Genomic DNA, 18,126 nt, shown 5'->3' with positions numbered 1-18,126 from the left:
TCGACTCAACGGCAACAAGGCCGCCTCGGTGTCACCGGTGACCCGTACGGCCCTGTCGGTCAGTGGCGTGGCCTGCCCCGATAGGGTTTTCCCATGAGCGATCTCAGGGTGGGTTTCCGGTACCTGCTGAAGGGCCAGCGGTGGGTGGCCCGGCACGGCAAGCAGTACGGCTTCGGGCTGCTTCCGGGCCTGATCACCCTCGTCCTGTACGCGGCGGCGCTCGTCGCGCTGGCACTGTGGGGCGAGGACGCCGTCGCCTGGGCCACTCCCTTCGCCGACGACTGGTCGAGCCCGTGGCTCGGGCTCTTCCGCGGCTTGCTGACCGCCGTGCTGTTCGCCCTCGCCCTGCTCCTGTCCGTCGTGACGTTCACCGCGGTGACCCTGCTGATCGGGCAGCCCTTCTACGAGAACCTCTCCGAGAAGGTCGACCGGGACGTGTCCCCGGACGGCCACGCCCCCGAGTCGGGCCTGCCGCTCTGGCGGGAGTTGTGGATCTCCGCCCGGGACAGCCTGCGGATCGTCGTCCGGGCCGCCCTGTGGGGCGTGCTGCTGTTCGCGTGCGGTTTCATCCCCGTCGTCGGCCAGACGGCCGTACCGGTGATCGGGTTCTTCGTCACCGGGTTCTTCCTCACCGAGGAACTGACCGCCGTCGCCCTCCAGCGCCGCGGCGTCGAACTGCGCACCCGCCTCGGCCTGCTCCGCTCCCGCAAGACCCTCGTCTGGGGCTTCGGCACGCCGCTGGCCGTGGCCTTCCTGGTGCCGTTCGTCGCGGTGTTCCTGATGCCGGGCGCGGTCGCCGGTGCCACCCTCATGGCGCGGGACCTGCTGGGCGAGGAGAACCGGGAGGACGGCGCGGAGGGCGAAGGGGCCGTCACGACTCCTCCGCAGCCACCCTCAGGATCGTCCTCACCTGCGCGATGATGTCCAGCCGGTTCCGCACGAACTCCGGGTCGGTGACCTCCGTGGTGTTCCCGGCGCCGAACTGGAGCACGGGCGTGTGCACATGGCCGCCCGGCAGCCTGTCGTGCAGCCCCAGCCGGTCCCGCAGCAGCGTCGCCCGGTAGGCGATCTCGTTGGAGAGGTAGTCACCGCCGCCGCCCGCGCGAGCGGTCGACCCGGGCGTCGGTCCGTCCGGGCGGACGACGGGCTCCGTGCCGCCCACCGGGATCTCCGTGACGCTCGTGTTGTCGTACACCGGGAAACGGCCGGTGTCCGCGGCGGTGATCGCCCGGTACGGCAGCGTGGTCGTCGTCCATTGCGGCTGCGAGGCCGGGGCGGTGACGGGGACGGTCTCCGTGCGGCCGACGTTGTCGTTGTCCGCGAAGCCGCCCCGCCAGGCCCCGTTGGTCCGCTCCACGTCGAACCGCCCGACCCGCCCCTGGCTCACGGTCGTGAACAGGTCGACCTTCGGCAGGTACGGCCGCAGTGTCCGCTCCACCGTGCCCTGCGTGAAGTCCCGCCAGCGCACCGGGAAGACGGCCGTCTCGATCCGGGCCGGGCCGTCCGCCGTCTCGATCACGGTGCCGTCGAGGGCGAGCGCCGTGGCGCCGGACGGATTGGAGATACGGATGTCCCGGTCCAGCGTGAACGGGTCGAAGCCGGTGACCAGGATCCGCTTCAGGCCCTTGCCGTGCGGGTAGCCGATGGTCGTCTGGCCACGCGAGGTGCGTTCCAGTTCGTCCAGCAGCGCGGCCCGCTGCCCGTCCGTCAGGCCGAAGGCCGGCTCCCAGCTGCGTACTTCACGCGTCACGGCGAGCCGCGCCCAGTACAGAGGCCGGTCGTCGTCCCGGCTGAGGTCCCCGCCCGCAGGACCCCGCCCCTGCGCCCGGTCGACGGCCCGCCGCCACAGCTCCGTTCCCTCGCGTACGACCGCCCGGCGGGCCTGCGCGTAGGAGCTGGCCCCGTCCAGGGCCCGGGCGAACCTCGGGGCGACGGTGTCGAATCCGGAGCGCCGCAGGATCTCCTGCGGGACGGCCCGGTCGAGCCGCTGTTCCTCGACGGTGGGGGAGGGGACCGCCTCGGCGGCACTCGCGGCCGTCGGGGTGCTGAAGCCGGTCAGCAGGGCCAGACCGAGGACACCTATCCGGATACGCAGGGGAATCAAGGGAGTTGGGCCTTCCGTCGCAGTGGGGTGCGCTGAGTGGTGCCGGACGGCCGCAGTATCGCGTGACGGGAGTGGTCCACGCCATGGGTGGGGCTCGCGTGCGGATCAGGAAGGGACGGCCGCCGCGGCTTCCCGCACCGCCCCCAGGAAGGCCACGGCCGCCGGGGCCAGGGACCGCCCCCGCACGGTCGCCGCGTACACCGCCCGGGCCGGGGCGCCCTCGTCGAGCACCCGCAGCAGCCGGATGTCCGGACGGACGGCCTCGGCGGCGAGCGCCGGCACGAGCGTCACACCGAGCCCGGCGGCGACGTAGCCCTGCTTGGCGGTCCACTCGCCTACGACGTGGGCGACACGCGGGCGAAAGCCCTGGCGCAGGGCCGCGTCCAGGAGGGTGCCCTCGGGCCGCGCGCTGCCGCAGATCCAGTCGGCGTCGGCGAACCGGTCCAGCGGCACGGGGCCCTCGTGACCGGCGAGCGGATGCCCGGCGGGGACGGCGACGTACAGCGGCTCGTCGAGGAGGTGATGCAGTGCGTACGCCTCCAGCGGGGCGCGGCCGGTCGTCGACACGATCGCCAGGTCCAGGTGACCGGCCGTCAGCCGGTCCAGCAGAACGGGGGTGAAGCCCTCCTCGCGGGTCACGCGGACCCGCGGGTGACGGGCGCGGAAGCGGGCCAGGGCGCGCGGCACCAGGGCCGCGTCGGCGGTGGCGAAGGCACCGAACCGGAGCCGTCCGCCGGCCGCCTCGCGCAGGGCGTCGACGTCGTGCCGGGCATCGAGCAGCGCGGCGGCGACCGTCTCGGCGTACGGCACCAGGAGTCGGCCCGCCTCCGTCAGCCGCACTCCGCGCGGCAGCCGGTCGAAGAGCGGGCCGCCGCCCAACGCGGACTCCAGTGAGGCGACTTGGCGGGACACCGCCGACTGGGTCCAGCCGAGCGTCCGCGCGGCCCCGGTGAACGACCCGTGGCGGGCGACCTCCAGGAAGGCCCGCAGCCAGACGGTGGACAGGTCGGGCATCTCGCCATGCGAGTACGGCATGGTGGCCATGCTAGACATTCGCTTGTCGCATCAACGGCCCCCGCCTAGCGTCGAGGGCATGCAGATCACGCTGGACAACCCCGCCTCCGCACCCCAGCCCCTCAGCCCGTACTACTCCCAGGTCGCCCGCGTCGAACACGCCGACGGCAGCGCCCTGTTGTTCGTCTCGGGCCAGATCGCGGAGGGCGACACCCTCGCCGAGCAGACCCGGGGCGTCTTCGAGACCCTGGCCGCCCTGCTGGAGGCACACGGCGCCACCCTGGCCGACGTGATCAGCATCCGCACGTACCTGACCGACATCTCGAAGCTGGACGAATACGGCACCGTGCGACGGCAGTTCCTCACCGGGACCCCGCCGACCAGCATGACCTTCGAGGTGTCCCGGCTCTTCCGGCCGGAGGCCCTCGTCGAGGTGGAGGTCGTGGCCGCCGTCCCCGTCCGCTAGGCCCCGTCGTCGCTCGCGCCGAGCAGGGTCAGGAAGTCCCGGAAGGCGGACGCCATGTCGACCGACTCCGGGTCCAGCAGCCACTGGTACTGCAGCCCGTCCAGGATCGCCACGAGGAGCGGTGCCGCCCGCTCGGGGGTGAGACCGCTGGGCAGCCGGTCACCGTACTCGGCGCGCAGCACCTCGGCCATGCCGGCGCGCACCCCGACATATCGATCCGTGAAGTACGCCCGCGCCGGATGCCCCTCCGTCACGCTCTCGCCGAGCAGCGCCGAGAAGGTCTGGATGAGGGCGGGACGCATCGCGTTGTACTCGACGAGCGAGGCCAGCAGGTCCAGCCGGAGCCGGCCGGCGGGCATGGCGTCCCAGCGGTCCCGGTCCTGGAGCACCGCGACCAGCAGTGCCTCCTTGGTCGGGAAGTGGTGCAGCAGCCCCTGCTGGGTGAGCCCGACCCGCTCGGCGACCGCGGCCAGGCTCGCCCCCCGGTAACCGCGCTCGGCGATCACCTCCAGAGCGGCCCGCACGATCTCCGCGCGCCGTTCCTCGCTTCTCGTCCTGGCCCTCATGGCGTCACCGTACGACATGTCGAACCACTCGCCATCACGAGGAGGTAACGAAACCTACCGCATGACAGGCAATCCGGGCACGATGGTGACATCCAGCGGCTTTCGACGTGGAGGTGCCGACGTGGCGGAGACAGCAGAGGTGCGGCGCGAGGCGGCGGTCGAGGCCGCGCTCGGCAAACTCGACCTGGACACCAAGACCCGGCTGCTGGCCGGCCAGGACATGTGGAGCCTGCCCGCCCTGCCGGAGGCCGGACTGGACTCCCTGGTCATGTCCGACGGCCCGATCGGCGTCCGCGGCGTGCACTGGAGCACCGACGACCCCTCCGTCGCCCTGCCCTCACCGACCGCCCTCGCCGCCACGTGGGACCCGGGGCTCGCCCACCGGGCCGGCGTGCTGCTGGCGCAGGAGGCCCGCCGCAAGGGCGTCCACGTCCTGCTCGCCCCCACGGTCAACCTGCACCGCTCCCCGCTCGGCGGCCGCCACTTCGAGGCCTACAGCGAGGACCCGTACCTCACGGGCCGGATCGGCGCCGCCTACGTCCAGGGTGTCCAGTCCGGCGGCGTCGGCACCACCGTCAAGCACTTCGTCGCCAACGACGCCGAGACCGACCGCCTCACCGTGAACAACCTCGTCAGCGAACGCGCCCTGCGCGAGCTGTACCTGGCCCCCTTCGAGGCGATCGTCGAGAACGCCCACCCCTGGGGCATCATGACCGCCTACAACACGGTCAATGGCACGACGATGACCGAGCACCACTACCTGGTCAACGAGGTCCTGCGCGGCGAGTGGGGCTTCGACGGGATCAACGTCTCCGACTGGACCGCCGCCCGCTCCACCACCGGCGCCCTCGCCGGCGGCCTCGACATCGCCATGCCCGGCCCGCAGACCGTCTACGGCGAGGCCCTCGCCCAGGCCGTTCGGGACGGCCGGGCCGACGAGACCCAGGTCGACGAGGCGGTCCGCAGGGTCCTGCGCCTGGCCGCCCGGGCCGGCATCCTGGAGGGCGCGGAACCGGCCGTCACCGACCTGCCCGAGCCCGTCCACGGCGAGGCGCTCGCCCGCGAGATCGCCCGCCGCTCCTTCGTCCTCGTCCGCAACGAGAACGGCACGCTGCCGCTGAAGCCCGGCAGGATCGCGCTGATCGGCGCCGCGGCCCGTGACGCCCGCGTCCTCGGCGGCGGCTCCGCCACCGTCTTCCCCGCCCGGACCGTCTCCCCGCTCGAAGGCCTCACCGCCGCCCTCCCCGACGACAGCCTCACCTACGCCCTCGGCGCCGACCCCAACACCGAACTCCCCGTCGCCGGCCAGGGCTTCGCACTGCGCGCCGTCTGCCGCGACAGCGAGGGCACCGTCATCGGCACCCGCTCGGCCGCCGGCGGCCACATCCAGTGGATGGGCGACGACCTCCCGGACGGCGTCACCCACGACACCCTGGCGACCGTCGAGCTGACGGGCACCTTCACCCCGCGTGAGACGGGCACGCACACCTTCGGCATCAAGGGCCTCGGACCCTTCCGCCTGACCGTCGCGGGCACCACGTACTTCGACGACGTCCAGCGCCCCGCCGAGGACGGCGACCCCTTCGCGGCGTTCTTCGGATCCCCGGTGCCCCACGCCCGGGTCGACCTGACCACGGGCGAACCGGTCGAGGTCTCCCTGACCTACACCGTCCCGCCGCCCAGTGACCACCCCATGCGGACCATCGGCTTCACGCTCGCCCACCAGGACCCGCAGCGCGACCCCGACGAGCTGATCGCCGAGGCCGCCGCGGCCGCCCGGGCCGCCGACACGGCCGTCGTCGTCATCGCCACCACCGACCGCGTCGAATCGGAGGGCTTCGACCGCACGGACCTGCGCCTGCCCGGCCGCCAGGACGACCTGGTCCGCGCCGTCGCCGCCGCCAACCCGGACACCGTCGTGGTCGTCAACGCCGGCTCCCCGGTGGAGATGCCGTGGCGCGACGACGTCGCCGCCGTGCTCCTCACCTGGTTCCCGGGCCAGGAGGGCGGCGCGGCCCTCGCCGACGTCCTCACCGGCGCCCACGAACCCGGCGGCCGCCTGCCCACCACCTGGGGCTCCCTCGCCGACGCCCCGGTCACCCGGGTCGTCCCCGAGGGCGGCGAACTCCCCTACGACGAGGACGTCTTCATCGGCTACCGCGCCTGGGAGAAGCAGGGCCGCACCCCCGCCTACCCCTTCGGCCACGGCCTCGGCTACACCGACTGGACCTACGAGTCGGTCGAGGTCGAAGGCGCGGCCGACACCACCACGGTGAAGGTCCGCCTCCGCAACACCGGCGACCGCCCCGGCCACGAGGTCGTCCAGCTCTACCTCGCCCCGAGCGAGCCCGACCCCGCCCGCCCGGCGCGCTGGCTGGCCGGATTCGCGGGAGTGGACGCCGGCCCCGGCGAGAGCGTCGAGGCGACCGTCGAACTGCCGCGCCGGGCCTTCGAGATCTGGGACGAGACGACCATGTCGTGGTCGTGTGTGAAGGGTTCGTACGAGATCCAGGTCGGGCGCTCGATCACGGACCGCAGAATCACCGCGACGATTAACGTCTGATCCGGGACAAGTTCCCCACAGAGCAGCCCCGGTCCGGGACCTGACCCCTGGACCGGGGCTCGTGGTCTCTCGAGAGCCCCGACACCCTCTAGCGGATGCCGAACCCGTACACCGTCTCCGAGCGGTACGCCCCGCCCGGCCGCAGCACCGTGCCCGGGAACTCCGGCCGGTTCGGGGAGTCGGGGAAGTGCTGGGTCTCCAGCGCGATGCCGTCGCCGGGCGCGAAGGGCTCGCCCAGATGGTCGGCGGTGTACAGCTGGAGCCCGGGCTCGGTGGTCGCCACCGTCAGCACCCGCCCGGACGCCGGGTCGTGCAGCTCGGCGACCTGTTCCGGAACGTCCGTCACGCCCTTGTCGAGCACGAAGTTGTGGTCGTAGCCGGCGCCGACCTTGCGGGCCTCGCGGAAGTCGAAGCGCGTGCCGGTCACGTCGTCCAGGCTGCCGGTCGGGATCAGGTCCGCGTCCACCGGCGTGTACCGGGAGGCGGCCAGGCGCAGCTCATGGCCGCCCGCGTCACCGGAACCGGCCAGGTTGAAGTAGCTGTGGTTCGTCAGGTTCACCACGGTCGGCGCGTCCGTCACCGCCTCGTAGGCGATCCGCAGCGCGCCGCTCTCCTTGAGCGTGTACGTCGCCGAGACCTCCAGCCGGCCCGGGAAGCCCTCCTCCCCGTGCGGACTGACCCGCGCGAGCCGCACCCCGTGCTCGACGGGCGTCCCCGCCCACACCCGCTTGTCGAAGCCACGCAGGCCACCGTGCAGCGCGTTCGGCCCGTTGTTCGGTTCGAGCGCGTACGTCCGCCCGTCCAGCGGGAACCGGGCCCCGGCGATCCGGTTGGCGTACCGCCCGACCAGGGCGCCGAGATACGGCTCCGGGTGCGTGAGATAGCCGTCGAGGCCGGGAAACCCCAGCACCACGTCCCCGGCCCGCCCCTCCCGGTCCGGCACCTCGACGGACTGCACGATTCCGCCGTACGACAGGATCCGCACCCGGACGCCCGCCCGCTCCAGGGTCCAGCGGTGCACCGGCGTGCCGTCGGAAAGTGTGCCGAAGAGTTCGTTCATGTGCGGAACTCTAAGTCAGGCCCCGGGTCAGGGCCGCTCCGCGGTGACGGTCCGGTAGGCGATCTCCGCCAACCGGGCCTGTCCGTTCACGCTCGGGTGGAAGTAGTCCCAGCGGCTCAACTGGGCGGTGCCGAAGCGGTAGTCGTACACCGCGCCCCCGTCGTAACGGCACCGCTTGTCCTTGGCGCAGACCTCCTCGAGGACCTTGTTGTAGTCCTCCACCCGCTTCTGCACCGTGTTCCGCCGCAGGGTGGCCGCCGAGTCCAGGGCGTCCGCGTCACCCAGCATCGACGGGCAGATGCCCAGCTGCCAGATCTGCTTGCCCATCGGGCTGCTGCGGCCCTCGGACCACAGCCGCTTCAGGTTCGGCACGCTCGCCACGAACACCTGGGCCTTGGGCAGCACCTTGCGCAGGGAGCGCAGGGAGTCCTCGAAGTCGGCACGGAACTCGCTGACCGGGGTCATCGCCGAGGGGGTGGCCCGGCAGGCGTCGTTGGCCCCCACCATCACCGTCACCAGCTGCGGCTTCCGCCGTACCGCCTGGGCGATCTGCCCGGGCAGGTCCGCCATCCGCGCCCCGGTCACGGCGTAGTTCCAGCTCCGCTTCGCGGCTCCCGTCCGGCCCAGCAGCCGGACGGCGAGGGAGTCGACCTCGGGGCTCGCGCCGGTCGCCCAGGACGCCTCCGGGCAGTCCGACAGCACGTCACAGGCGTCGAAACCCCGCGTGATGGAATCGCCCACGGCCGCGACGGAACTCGGGCTGCGGTCCCAGAGGGGCGTGGGCCTGGGGGACGGCTTGGCGGTGGCGGACGGGGCGGGGGAGTCGCCCCCGACGGCGTCACACCCGGCGGCACCCAGGGCTGCCGCCACGGCCACGGCAAGAACGACGCGCGAGCGGTGGCTTCGCTTCCGCATCCCTGGTCCATCCCCTCGCCGCGCCGTGCCTGTCTCCCCAACCAATAACAACGCACGAGGGTTCCCGACCGATCAGGTGCAACGGCTCACACCCGTACAAGCGTCCCCCTGGGTGAATGGCGGGCGTTTCCCGGCACCGGGACCGACCGTACGTCACACTCCTTGCGTCACCGCACGGTAGCCTCGCCATCAACGTGACCCGCCCGGTCACAGCCGTTCCGCCCGTTTCCAAGATGTCCCGCTCTGCCCGGAGGTTCCGGTGACGACACGTGGAGTTCTGTACGTGCACTCGGCGCCGCGCGCGCTGTGCCCGCACGTCGAGTGGGCCGTCGCCGGGGTGCTCGGTACGCGCGTCAGCCTGGACTGGATCCGTCAGCCCGCCGCCCCGGGCACCTGGCGCTCGGAGTTCTCCTGGCAGGGCCAGGTGGGCACGGCGTCCAAGCTCGCCTCCGCGCTGCGCGGCTGGCACCTGCTCCGCTTCGAGGTCACCGCGGAACCCTGCCCCACCGCCGAGGGTGAGCGCTACAGCTGCACCCCCGACCTGGGCATCTTCCACGCCGTCACCGGCATCCACGGCGACATCCTCATCCCCGAGGACCGCCTGCGCGCGGCGCTGCAACGCAGCCAGCGCGGCGAAACGGACCTGGAGGCCGAGCTCAACAAGCTGCTCGGCAAGCCCTGGGACGACGAACTGGAACCCTTCCGCTACGCAGGAGAAGGCGCCCCGGTCCGCTGGCTCCACCAGGTGGTGTGAGGCTCTTCTTTTAGGGGCGCGGGGAACTGCGCGAACAACCCCCACCGACCCGCACCCGGCCCACAACGCGAAACAAAACGGCGAGTGGCCCGAACTCACGAAGAGTCCGGGCCACTCGCCGTAACGCAGGATCAAACCGTCCGGAACGCCAGCACCACGTTGTGCCCACCGAACCCGAACGAGTCGTTCAACGCGGCGATCCGCCCATCGACCGGCAGCTTCCGGGCCTCACCCCGCACCACGTCCGCGTTCGCCTCGGCCTCGGGGTCGAGGTTCTCCACGTTGATCGTCGGCGGAGCCACCCGGTGGTACAGCGCGAGCACCGTCGCCACCGTCTCGACACCACCCGCGCCACCCAGCAGATGCCCGGTCATCGACTTCGTCGCGGACACGGCGATGTGGTCGGTGTCGTCACCGAACACCTTCCGCAGCGCCTTCAGCTCGGCGATGTCACCGGCCGGCGTCGACGTCGCGTGCGCGTTGACGTGCACGATCTCCGCCGGGTCCAGGTCGGTGCGCTCCAGCAGGTTCTGCAGGGCCATCGAGATGCCCCGCCCCTCCGGCTCCGGCTGCACGATGTCGTGGCTGTCGGCGGAGATGCCCTGCCCGACCGCCTCGGCGTACACCCGGGCCCCGCGCCTCGCGGCGTGCTCGGCGGACTCCAGGACGACGACACCGGCGCCCTCGCCGAGGACGAAGCCGTCGCGGGCCACGTCGTAGGGACGCGACGCGCCCTGCGGGTCGTCGTTGTTCTTGGACATCGCCATCATGTTGCCGAAGGCGGCGATGGGCAGCGGGTGGATCGCCGCCTCCGTACCACCCGCGACGACGACGTCGGCGCGGCCGGTGCGGATCATCTCGATGGCGTAGCCGATGGCCTCGGCGCCGGAGGCACAGGCGGAGACCGGTGTGTGCACGCCCGCCCGGGCACCCACGGCCAACCCGACGTTGGCCGACGGGCTGTTGGGCATCAGCATGGGAACGGTGTGCGGGGAGACGCGGCGGACGCCCTTCTCCTTGAGCACGTCGTACTGGTCGAGGAGCGTCGTCACGCCGCCGATACCGGAGGCGATGACCGCGCCGAGCCGGTCGGGGTCGACGGCCGGGTCCTCGCCGGCCTTCGCCTCGAAACCGGCGTCCGCCCAGGCCTCCTTGGCCGCGACCAGCGCGAACTGCGCCGAGCGGTCGAGTCGGCGGGCCTGCGGCCGGGGGATGACCTCGGTCGGCTCCACGGCGACGGGGGCGGCGATCTTGACCGCCTGATCGGCGGCCCAGTCCTGCTCCAGGGGCTTGACGCCGGAACGTCCGGCGATCAGGCCCTCCCAGGTAGAGGCTACGTCGCCACCCAGCGGTGTGGTTGCGCCGATACCGGTGACGACCACGGTGCGATTGGTCGAGCTCACGGGAATTCTTTCTCCAACGGATCCGAGGATTAAGCGGCGCCACCGCCGGGTGGCGGGGCAGTCAGCCCAAAGGCCTGATCGGCCGATCAGCCCTGGTGCTTGAGGATGTAGTTCGTCGCGTCGCCGACGGTCTTGAGGTTCTTGACGTCCTCGTCCGGGATCTTGACGTCGAAGCGCTCTTCGGCGGCGACGACGACCTCGACCATGGACAGCGAGTCGACGTCCAGGTCGTCGGTGAAGGACTTGTCCAGCTGGACGTCCTCAACCGGGATGCCGGCGATCTCGTTCACGATCTCGGCGAGACCGGCGACGATCTCTTCCTGAGTGGCGGCCATGTCGGCGCTCCTTCGTAGATGTTCCAGAGGGTGTGGCAGGTGTTTCTCCTGTACCGGACCGCATGATCCGGCACAGCGTGCCTAGGGGAGGGTAACGACAGTCGCGGCGTAGACGAGACCCGCCCCGAAGCCGATGACGAGCGCGGTGTCGCCGCTCTTCGCCTCACCGGTCGCCAGGAGCCGCTCCATCGCGAGCGGGATCGAGGCGGCCGAGGTGTTGCCGGTGGTGCGGATGTCACGGGCGACCGTGACGTGCTCCGGCAGTTTCAGTGTCTTCACCATCGAGTCGATGATCCGCACGTTGGCCTGGTGCGGGATGAAGACGTCCAGGTCGTCCACGGTGATCCCGGCCGCGTCCAGCGCCTGCTGGGCGACCTTCGCCATCTCGAACACGGCCCAGCGGAACACCGCCTGGCCTTCCTGGGTGATCGCGGGGAACTTCTCGACCGTCCCGTCGCGGTAGTCCGTCCACGGCACGGTCTGCTTGATGGTGTCGGACTTGTCGCCCTCCGAGCCCCACACGGTCGGGCCGATCGCGGGCTCCTGGGCCGGGCCGACCACGACCGCGCCGGCACCGTCGCCGAACAGGAAGGCCGTCGCGCGGTCCTCCAGGTCGGTCAGGTCGCTCAGCCGCTCGACACCGATCACCAGGACGTACTCCGCCGAGCCCTCGACGATCATGCCCTTGGCGAGCGTGAGGCCGTAGCCGAAGCCCGCGCAGCCCGCCGAGATGTCGAAGGCGGCGGCCCGGTCGGTGCCCAGCTTGTCGGCGATCTCGGTGGCGACGGCCGGAGTCTGCTTGAAGTGCGAGACGGTGGAGACGATCACGCCGCCGATCTGCTCGACGGAGATGCCGGCGTCGGCGATGGCCTTGCCGGACGCCTCGATCGACATCGCGGCGACGGTCTCCTCGTCGGAGGCCCAGTGCCGCGTCTCGATGCCGGAGCGCGAGCGGATCCACTCGTCGGACGACTCGATCGTCTCCAGGATCACCTCGTTCGGCACGACCCGCGTCGGGCGGTAGCCGCCGACGCCGAGGATCCGCGCGTACGGGGCGCCCTTGCTGGGCTTGATCTTCGCCATGCTCTCGGGCTCCTTCTAGGCACTCTGCTCGGCGATGAGCTCGCGAGCCGCGTCGAGGTCGGCGGGGGACTTCAGGGCCAGCGTCTTCACCCCGGGCAGGGCACGCCTGGCCAGGCCGGTGAGGGTCCCGCCGGGGCACACCTCGATCAGGGCCGTGACACCGAGCTCCTTGAAGGTCTCCATGCACAGGTCCCAGCGGACGGGGTTGGCGACCTGGCCGACCAGACGGTCCAGCACCTCGGTGCCGGTGGCGACCGCCTGCCCGTCCTTGTTCGAGACGTAGGTGACCTCCGGGTCGCCGGGCGTCAGGGCCTCGGCGGCCTTCGCCAGCGTGTCGACCGCGGGGGCCATGTGATGCGTGTGGAAGGCGCCGGCCACCTTCAGCGCGATGACCTTGCGCACGCCCTCGGGCTTGTCCGCCTCCAGCGCGGCCAGCTGCTCCTTGGTGCCGGCCGCGACGATCTGGCCCGCGCCGTTGATGTTCGCAGGGGTCAGGCCGAGCTTCTCCAGGTGCGGAACCGTCACTTCGGGCTCGCCGCCGAGGAGCGCGGCCATGCCGGTCTCGGTGACGGCGGCGGCCTCGGCCATGGCGAGCCCGCGGGTGCGGACCAGGCGGAGCGCCTCCTCGTGGGGGAGCACCCCGGCGAGCGAGGCCGCGGTGATCTCACCGACGCTGTGACCGGCGAGGGCACCGACCTTGCGCGGCAGCTCGGCCGGGTCGTCGAAGAGCATGTACGCGGACGCCAGTCCGGCCGCGACCAGCAGCGGCTGTGCCACCGCGGTGTCGCGGATCTCCTCCGCGTCGGCCTCGGTGCCGTAACGGATCAGGTCGAGTCCCACGGCGTCCGACCAGGCCTCGAGGGCACCGCGGACACCGGGGAAGTCGAGCCATGCTGACAGGAAGCCGGGCGTCTGGGCGCCCTGGCCGGGAGCGACGAGTACGAGCACTCTCACACTCTCTCTTGGGGACGGGCACGGCCGCCCGTGGGGACAGGGACGAAGAACACGAGGGGGTTTTGTCGAGCCCCGACAAAACCTTAGGGCTGGAGATCTCCATCGACCAGACGCCCCAGGATCAGCGCGATCCGCAGGGTGAACGCAGAGCGTACATCGGAGGGTGACCAGCCGGTGACGTCAGTCACACGTCGAAGCCGGTAGCGGACGGTGTTGGGGTGCACGAACAGCATCCGAGCGGCCCCTTCGAGGCTGCTCGCCTGTTCGAGATAGACGCTGAGGGTCTCCAGGAGCGCGGCCCCGGCCTCCTCCAGCGGTCTGTAGATCTCCTCCACCAGTTGGTCGCGGGCCGAGGGGTCACCGGCCATCGCCCGCTCCGGGAGCAGGTCGTCCGCCAGGACCGGGCGCGGGGCGTCCTGCCAGGCGGAACACGCCTTGAGACCCGCAGCGGCGGCCTGCGCGGACCGGGTCGCGGCCTGGAGGTCGGGCACCACGGGGCCCGCCACGACCGGCCCGGCCGCGAACGGGCCGATGAGCGACTTCGCGACGGCCAGCGGGTTGTCGCTGCCGCCCGCGATGACGACCAGCCGGTCCCCGAGCACCCCGGTGAGCACCTGGAGCTTGGCGTGCCGCGCCGCGCGCCGTATGGCCTCGACGGTCAGCTCGCTGTCCCCGTCGGGCGCGGTGCCGAGCACGACGCACACGTGCTCGGGCGAGTTCCACCCGAGGGCGGCGGCCCGCGAGACGGCGCCCTCGTCGGCCTCGCCGCTGAGCACGGCGTTCACGACCAGGGACTCCAGGCGGGCGTCCCAGGCACCGCGTGCCTCGGCGGCCTGTGCGTACACCTGGGCGGTGGCGAAGGCGATCTCCCGGGCGTACACGAGCAGGGCCTCGCGCAGCACCCGCTCGTCGCCCGGGGCCGCGACCTCGTCGATCGCGGACTCCATGACCTCGATGGTGGTGCGCACCATCTCCACGGTCTGGCGCAGCGTGATCGCCCGGGTCAGCTCGCGCGGCGCGGTTCCGAACACGTCGGTGGAGATGGCCTGCGGGGCGTCAGGATGCCGGAACCACTCGGTGAAGGCGGCGATACCCGCCTGCGCGACGAGACCGATCCAGGAACGGTTCTCCGGGGGCATGGCCCGGTACCAGGGCAGCGTCTCGTCCATCCGCGCGATGGCCTGCGCGGCGAGCGATCCGGACGACTTCTCCAGCCGCTTCAGCGTCGCGGCATGCGGATGGACGTCGTGGGCTGCGGCCTGGTGCTTGCTGGTTTCGGGTTCGGGCACGGGACAAGACTGCCTTATCCGGACGGGAAGGTGCGTCGCCGGGTCTACGGTGGACTCCGTGATGGACATTCGGCGCGCCGAAGAGCGCTACCAGGGCGGTGACCCGGCGGCCGGAATCGAGAGCCGGCACGCCTTCTCCTTCGGGCCCCACTACGACCCGGACAACCTCCGTTTCGGCGCGGTGATCGCCTGCAACGAGGAGCACCTGGCGCCCGGCGCCGGCTTCGACGAGCATCCGCACAGCCACACCGAGATCGTGACCTGGGTGGTCGAGGGCGAGCTGACGCACCGGGACTCCACCGGGCACGAGTCGGTGGTGCGCCACGGGGACGTCCAGCGGCTCAGCTCGGCGGGCGGGGTGCGGCACGTGGAGCGCAACGACGGCCCCGGCCCCCTCACCTTCGTCCAGATGTGGCTGGCCCCGCTCCGCCCCGGCGGCGACCCGTACTACGAGGTCGTCCACGGCATCGCCGACTCGACGCCCTATGCGGTCCCGGAGGCCGGAGCGATGCTGCACGTCCGGCGCCTGGGCGCGGGGGAGCGGACGGCCGTACCGGACGCGGCGTTCGCGTACGTGCACGTCGTACGCGGGGACGTACGCCTGGACGGCGAGACGCTCGGCACCGGCGACGCGGCCCGGATCACCGACGCCAAGGGCCTGGAGGCCGAGGGCGTGACGGAGGCGGAGCTGCTCGTCTGGGAGATGAACTAGAGCTCCGCCAGCACCGCGTCCGTGAACGCCGGCCACGCCTCGATCGCCCACGGCCCGAACGCCCGGTCCGTCAGCGCCACGCACGCGGCCCGCGCGTCGGGGTCGATCCACAGGAAGGTGCCCGACTGCCCGAAGTGACCGAACGTGCGGGGCGAGGACGAAGAGCCCGTCCAGTGCGGGGACTTGGAGTCGCGGATCTCGAAGCCGAGCCCCCAGTCGTTGGGGTTCTGGTGCCCGTACCCCGGCAGGACGCCCTTCGTGCCCGGGTAGTGCACGGTCATCGCCTCGGCGACCGTACGGGGGTCCAGCAGCCGCGGAGCCTGCACCTCGGCCGCGAACCGCAGCAGGTCCTCGACCGTGGACACGCCGTCCTTGGCGGGAGAGCCGTCCAGGGTCGTCGAGGTCATCCCCAGCGGCTCCAGCACGGCCTGCCGCAGATACTCCCCGAACGGGATGTCGGTCGCCTTCGCGAGGTGGTCGCCGAGCTGCTCGAAGCCGGCGTTGGAGTACAGCCGCCGCTCCCCGGGCGGGGACGTGACCTTGTGCTCGTCGAAGGCGAGGCCCGAGGTGTGCGCGAGCAGGTGCCGCACCGTCGACCCGGCCGGACCGGCGGGCTCGTCGAGCTCGACGGCCCCCTCCTCGTAGGCGACGAGCACCGCGTAGGCGGCGAGCGGCTTGGTCACCGACGCGAGCGGGAACCGCTGTCCGGCCGGTCCGTGGGTGCCCAGCAACGTGCCGTCCGCCCGTACGACACCCGCCGCGGCGGTGGGAACCGGCCAGTTCTCGATCAACGCGAGGCTCTTCAGCGACATGCGTTCGAGCCTATGCGCTCAGAGCGTCAGCTCCAGCAAGGGGTCGGGCTTGGGCCGGAAGCCGAGGGAGACGTACAGCGGCTCGGCCTCCGGCGAGGCGGTGAGCTGCACGCGCCGGGCACCGCGCTCGCGGAACCACTCCAGCAGCGTCGTCATGCACGCGCGCGCGTATCCACGGCGCCGGGCGGACGGGTCGGTGGCGACGCTGAAGACGAAGCCCACCATGCCCCGCGGGTCGCCAGGCTTCCCGATGCGGTAGTCGATCGTCCCGGCGACCAGCGACGCCAGCGCCCCCGGCCGCTCCGGGTGGTCCACGACGAACGCCGTGAAGTCCCCGTCCGGCTCGCCCAGTTTGGCCCTCAGCGTGGGGAGCGACTCCCCGTGCCAGACGGCGGAGGGATCACCGAACAACGAGTCGATCATGATCTGGCGCAGGCGGAGGACTTCCTCGGCGTCCTCGGGCAGGGCGCGGCGTACGGCACTCATGGCGCCCTACGCTAACCAGCCGGATCAGGAAGCGTCCTGCCGATTTCTTACCGTCCGCGCTTGCTTGGAGTGCACTCCAAGGTTCTAGCGTTGGGGTCATGACGGTGATGGAGACCACGGGTGCCAGGGCCGACAGCTGCGCCGGCCCGCCCCAGCAGAACCGGCGTCCGGACGGCGAGGACCGCTACACGATCAGCGAGGTCGTCGCCCTGACCGGCCTGACCGCGCACACCCTGCGCTGGTACGAGCGCATCGGCCTGATGCCGCACATCGACCGGTCCCACACCGGCCAGCGACGCTACACCAACCGCGACCTCGACTGGCTCGACCTCGTCGGCAAGCTCCGCCTGACGGGCATGCCGGTCGCCGACATGGTCAGGTACGCCGAACTCGTGCGTGAGGGCGACCACACCTACGGCGAGCGCTTCGAGCTGCTGAAGACGACCCGCGAGGACGTGCTGGCCAGGATCGACGAACTCCGGGGCACGCTCGCCGTGCTCGACCGGAAGATCAGTTTCTACGCGGACGCCGGGCGGGCCCTGGCGTCGGAGAGGTCCCGATGACGGACGGCAGGATCACGACGGCGAAGCTCGGCGACAACGGCCCGGAGGTGGGCGCCCAGGGCCTCGGCTGCATGGGCATGAGCTTCGGCTACGGCCCCGCGGACGCGGACGCGTCCCGGGCCACCCTCGAACGGGCGCTCGAACTGGGCGTCACCTTCTACGACACGGCCGACGCGTACGGCGCCGGCGAGAACGAGCGGTTCCTGTCACCGTTCTTCAAGGCACACCGCGACGAGGTCGTCATCGCGACCAAGTTCGCCCTGTCGATCCCCCCGGACGACCCGACCCGCCGCATCATCCGCAACGACCCGCCCTACATCCGCCAGGCCGTCGAGGAGAGCCTGAAGCGCCTCGACGTCGACGTCATCGACCTCTACTACATGCACCGGCGCGATGTGAACGTGCCGATCGAGGAGAGCGTCGGCACCATGGCCGACCTGGTCCGCGAGGGCAAGGTCAAGCACCTGGGCCTGAGCGAGGTCACGGCGGACGAACTGCGCGCCGCCCACGCGGTGCACCCCATCACGGCCGTGCAGTCGGAGTGGTCGCTGTTCAGCCGTGACATCGAGCCGCACGTCGTCCCGGCGGCCCGCGAGCTGGGCGTGGCCCTGGTCCCCTACTCCCCGCTCGGCCGCGGCTTCCTCACGGGCTCCTTCGCCAAGGCCGAGGACCTGACCCCCGACGACTTCCGCCGCCAGCAGCCCCGCTTCACGGGGGACAACGCGGCGCGCAACGCCGCCCTGCTGGAGCCGATCCGCACGATCGCCTCGTCCCACGGCGCCACCCCGGGCCAGATCGCCCTGGCCTGGGTCCAGCAGCAGGCGGCGGTCCACGACCTCCCGGTCATCCCGATCCCCGGCACCCGCAAGCCCACGCGGGTCGAGGAGAACACGGCGGCAACCAGGATCGTCCTGACGGACGAGGAACTGTCCCAACTGGACGGCATCGCGACCCAGGTAGCAGGTAACCGCTACGCGGACATGGCGTTCACCTCTGCAGGCAGGGAGTAGAGGAACGCCTCAAGGGGCGCGGGGACCTGCGCGACCG

19 protein-coding genes are annotated in these 18,126 nt (G+C 71.8%); 7 read left to right on the top strand and 12 right to left on the bottom strand.

Annotated elements, in window-relative coordinates; all coding sequences use genetic code 11:
- Window positions 1-93: 93 nt before the first annotated feature.
- Window positions 94-921 (top strand): EI24 domain-containing protein, encoded by an 828-nt coding sequence (locus ABZ192_RS38465; protein WP_356929103.1) that lies wholly within the window; start codon window positions 94-96, stop codon window positions 919-921.
- Here the strand turns inward: ABZ192_RS38465 and ABZ192_RS38460 are convergent.
- Complete coding sequence (locus ABZ192_RS38460; RefSeq protein ID WP_356929102.1) at window positions 872-2,104, bottom strand: pyroglutamyl peptidase; 1,233 nt, start codon at window positions 2,102-2,104, stop codon at window positions 872-874. The genes ABZ192_RS38465 and ABZ192_RS38460 overlap by 50 nt on opposite strands.
- Before the next feature lie 105 nt (window positions 2,105-2,209).
- The gene (locus tag ABZ192_RS38455) at window positions 2,210-3,139 is read right to left on the bottom strand and encodes a LysR family transcriptional regulator (RefSeq protein ID WP_356929101.1); all 930 of its coding nucleotides are present in this window, start codon (window positions 3,137-3,139) and stop codon (window positions 2,210-2,212) included.
- Between the two features lie 58 nt (window positions 3,140-3,197).
- Here ABZ192_RS38455 and ABZ192_RS38450 point away from each other — a divergent pair, with 58 nt between their 5' ends.
- A complete protein-coding gene (locus ABZ192_RS38450) occupies window positions 3,198-3,584 on the top strand; it encodes a RidA family protein (protein WP_356929100.1) in 387 nt (128 codons plus the stop codon).
- On the opposite strand, the gene ABZ192_RS38445 is transcribed toward ABZ192_RS38450, so the two are convergent.
- On the bottom strand, window positions 3,581-4,168 hold the full coding sequence (locus ABZ192_RS38445) for a TetR/AcrR family transcriptional regulator (RefSeq protein ID WP_356929099.1): 588 nt from the start codon (window positions 4,166-4,168) through the stop codon (window positions 3,581-3,583). The two genes, ABZ192_RS38450 and ABZ192_RS38445, sit on opposite strands and share 4 nt — an antisense overlap.
- A 64-nt stretch (window positions 4,169-4,232) precedes the next feature.
- Between ABZ192_RS38445 and ABZ192_RS38440 the strand changes: the two genes are divergently transcribed.
- Window positions 4,233-6,713: a glycoside hydrolase family 3 C-terminal domain-containing protein gene (locus tag ABZ192_RS38440; RefSeq protein ID WP_356929123.1), complete on the top strand. Its 2,481-nt coding sequence runs from the start codon at window positions 4,233-4,235 to the stop codon at window positions 6,711-6,713.
- An 88-nt stretch (window positions 6,714-6,801) separates the two neighbouring features.
- Here ABZ192_RS38440 and ABZ192_RS38435 read toward each other — a convergent pair whose 3' ends face one another.
- Together ABZ192_RS38435 and ABZ192_RS38430 are read right to left on the bottom strand one after the other, a co-directional pair.
- Window positions 6,802-7,773, bottom strand: coding sequence for an aldose epimerase family protein (locus ABZ192_RS38435; RefSeq protein WP_356929098.1), 972 nt, complete (start codon window positions 7,771-7,773; stop codon window positions 6,802-6,804).
- A 27-nt stretch (window positions 7,774-7,800) separates the two neighbouring features.
- On the bottom strand, window positions 7,801-8,688 hold the full coding sequence (locus tag ABZ192_RS38430; RefSeq protein WP_356929097.1) for an SGNH/GDSL hydrolase family protein: 888 nt from the start codon (window positions 8,686-8,688) through the stop codon (window positions 7,801-7,803).
- Window positions 8,689-8,947: 259 nt separating this feature from the next.
- On the opposite strand from ABZ192_RS38430, the gene ABZ192_RS38425 reads away from it, so the two are divergent.
- Window positions 8,948-9,442 (top strand): DUF3145 domain-containing protein, encoded by a 495-nt coding sequence (locus tag ABZ192_RS38425; protein WP_059420918.1) that lies wholly within the window; start codon window positions 8,948-8,950, stop codon window positions 9,440-9,442.
- Between the two features lie 131 nt (window positions 9,443-9,573).
- On the opposite strand, the gene fabF is transcribed toward ABZ192_RS38425, so the two are convergent.
- The 5 genes from fabF to fasR all read right to left on the bottom strand — a co-directional run bounded on the left by fabF (window position 9,574) and on the right by fasR (window position 14,506).
- Window positions 9,574-10,845, bottom strand: coding sequence for a beta-ketoacyl-ACP synthase II (gene fabF, locus ABZ192_RS38420; protein WP_356929096.1), 1,272 nt, complete (start codon window positions 10,843-10,845; stop codon window positions 9,574-9,576).
- An 86-nt stretch (window positions 10,846-10,931) separates the two neighbouring features.
- Window positions 10,932-11,180, bottom strand: a complete 249-nt coding sequence (locus tag ABZ192_RS38415; protein ID WP_031131297.1) for an acyl carrier protein — start codon at window positions 11,178-11,180, stop codon at window positions 10,932-10,934.
- 81 nt (window positions 11,181-11,261) lie between these two features.
- Complete coding sequence (locus ABZ192_RS38410; protein WP_356929095.1) at window positions 11,262-12,263, bottom strand: ketoacyl-ACP synthase III; 1,002 nt, start codon at window positions 12,261-12,263, stop codon at window positions 11,262-11,264.
- Window positions 12,264-12,278: 15 nt separating this feature from the next.
- The gene (locus ABZ192_RS38405; protein WP_356929094.1) at window positions 12,279-13,211 is read right to left on the bottom strand and encodes an ACP S-malonyltransferase; all 933 of its coding nucleotides are present in this window, start codon (window positions 13,209-13,211) and stop codon (window positions 12,279-12,281) included.
- A gap of 89 nt (window positions 13,212-13,300) precedes the next feature.
- On the bottom strand, window positions 13,301-14,506 hold the full coding sequence (fasR, locus tag ABZ192_RS38400) for a fatty acid biosynthesis transcriptional regulator FasR (RefSeq protein ID WP_356929093.1): 1,206 nt from the start codon (window positions 14,504-14,506) through the stop codon (window positions 13,301-13,303).
- Between the two features lie 61 nt (window positions 14,507-14,567).
- On the opposite strand from fasR, the gene ABZ192_RS38395 reads away from it, so the two are divergent.
- Complete coding sequence (locus ABZ192_RS38395) at window positions 14,568-15,218, top strand: pirin family protein (RefSeq protein WP_356929122.1); 651 nt, start codon at window positions 14,568-14,570, stop codon at window positions 15,216-15,218.
- Here ABZ192_RS38395 and ABZ192_RS38390 read toward each other — a convergent pair.
- Window positions 15,215-16,030, bottom strand: a complete 816-nt coding sequence (locus ABZ192_RS38390) for a serine hydrolase domain-containing protein (protein ID WP_356929092.1) — start codon at window positions 16,028-16,030, stop codon at window positions 15,215-15,217. The genes ABZ192_RS38395 and ABZ192_RS38390 overlap by 4 nt on opposite strands.
- 18 nt (window positions 16,031-16,048) lie before the next feature.
- Window positions 16,049-16,516 carry a GNAT family N-acetyltransferase gene (locus ABZ192_RS38385; protein WP_356929091.1) on the bottom strand — a complete coding sequence of 156 codons (468 nt, stop codon included), beginning with the start codon at window positions 16,514-16,516 and terminating at the stop codon, window positions 16,049-16,051.
- Between the two features lie 98 nt (window positions 16,517-16,614).
- Here ABZ192_RS38385 and ABZ192_RS38380 point away from each other — a divergent pair, with 98 nt between their 5' ends.
- On the top strand, window positions 16,615-17,079 hold the full coding sequence (locus ABZ192_RS38380; protein WP_356929090.1) for a MerR family transcriptional regulator: 465 nt from the start codon (window positions 16,615-16,617) through the stop codon (window positions 17,077-17,079).
- Window positions 17,076-18,089 (top strand): aldo/keto reductase, encoded by a 1,014-nt coding sequence (locus tag ABZ192_RS38375; protein WP_356929089.1) that lies wholly within the window; start codon window positions 17,076-17,078, stop codon window positions 18,087-18,089. Before ABZ192_RS38380 ends, ABZ192_RS38375 begins: the two co-directional genes overlap by 4 nt.
- Window positions 18,090-18,126: the final 37 nt, after the last annotated feature.

The organism is Streptomyces sp. NPDC006235 (assembly GCF_040613735.1).
Taxonomy (GTDB): domain Bacteria; phylum Actinomycetota; class Actinomycetes; order Streptomycetales; family Streptomycetaceae; genus Streptomyces.
Note: the sequence above shows the minus strand (reverse complement) of the source record. Positions and strands in the feature narration are given on the sequence as shown.

Coding starts and splice junctions, on each gene's coding strand:
- ABZ192_RS38465 (WP_356929103.1), top strand. CDS start 94: ATGAGCGATCTCAGGGTGGGTTTCCGGTACCTGCTGAAGGGCCAGCGG.
- ABZ192_RS38455 (WP_356929101.1), bottom strand. CDS start 3,139: ATGCCGTACTCGCATGGCGAGATGCCCGACCTGTCCACCGTCTGGCTG.
- ABZ192_RS38450 (WP_356929100.1), top strand. CDS start 3,198: ATGCAGATCACGCTGGACAACCCCGCCTCCGCACCCCAGCCCCTCAGC.
- ABZ192_RS38445 (WP_356929099.1), bottom strand. CDS start 4,168: ATGTCGTACGGTGACGCCATGAGGGCCAGGACGAGAAGCGAGGAACGG.
- ABZ192_RS38440 (WP_356929123.1), top strand. CDS start 4,233: ATGGTGACATCCAGCGGCTTTCGACGTGGAGGTGCCGACGTGGCGGAG.
- ABZ192_RS38435 (WP_356929098.1), bottom strand. CDS start 7,773: ATGAACGAACTCTTCGGCACACTTTCCGACGGCACGCCGGTGCACCGC.
- ABZ192_RS38430 (WP_356929097.1), bottom strand. CDS start 8,688: ATGCGGAAGCGAAGCCACCGCTCGCGCGTCGTTCTTGCCGTGGCCGTG.
- ABZ192_RS38415 (WP_031131297.1), bottom strand. CDS start 11,180: ATGGCCGCCACTCAGGAAGAGATCGTCGCCGGTCTCGCCGAGATCGTG.
- ABZ192_RS38410 (WP_356929095.1), bottom strand. CDS start 12,263: ATGGCGAAGATCAAGCCCAGCAAGGGCGCCCCGTACGCGCGGATCCTC.
- ABZ192_RS38395 (WP_356929122.1), top strand. CDS start 14,568: ATGGACATTCGGCGCGCCGAAGAGCGCTACCAGGGCGGTGACCCGGCG.
- ABZ192_RS38390 (WP_356929092.1), bottom strand. CDS start 16,030: ATGTCGCTGAAGAGCCTCGCGTTGATCGAGAACTGGCCGGTTCCCACC.
- ABZ192_RS38385 (WP_356929091.1), bottom strand. CDS start 16,516: ATGAGTGCCGTACGCCGCGCCCTGCCCGAGGACGCCGAGGAAGTCCTC.
- ABZ192_RS38380 (WP_356929090.1), top strand. CDS start 16,615: ATGACGGTGATGGAGACCACGGGTGCCAGGGCCGACAGCTGCGCCGGC.
- ABZ192_RS38375 (WP_356929089.1), top strand. CDS start 17,076: ATGACGGACGGCAGGATCACGACGGCGAAGCTCGGCGACAACGGCCCG.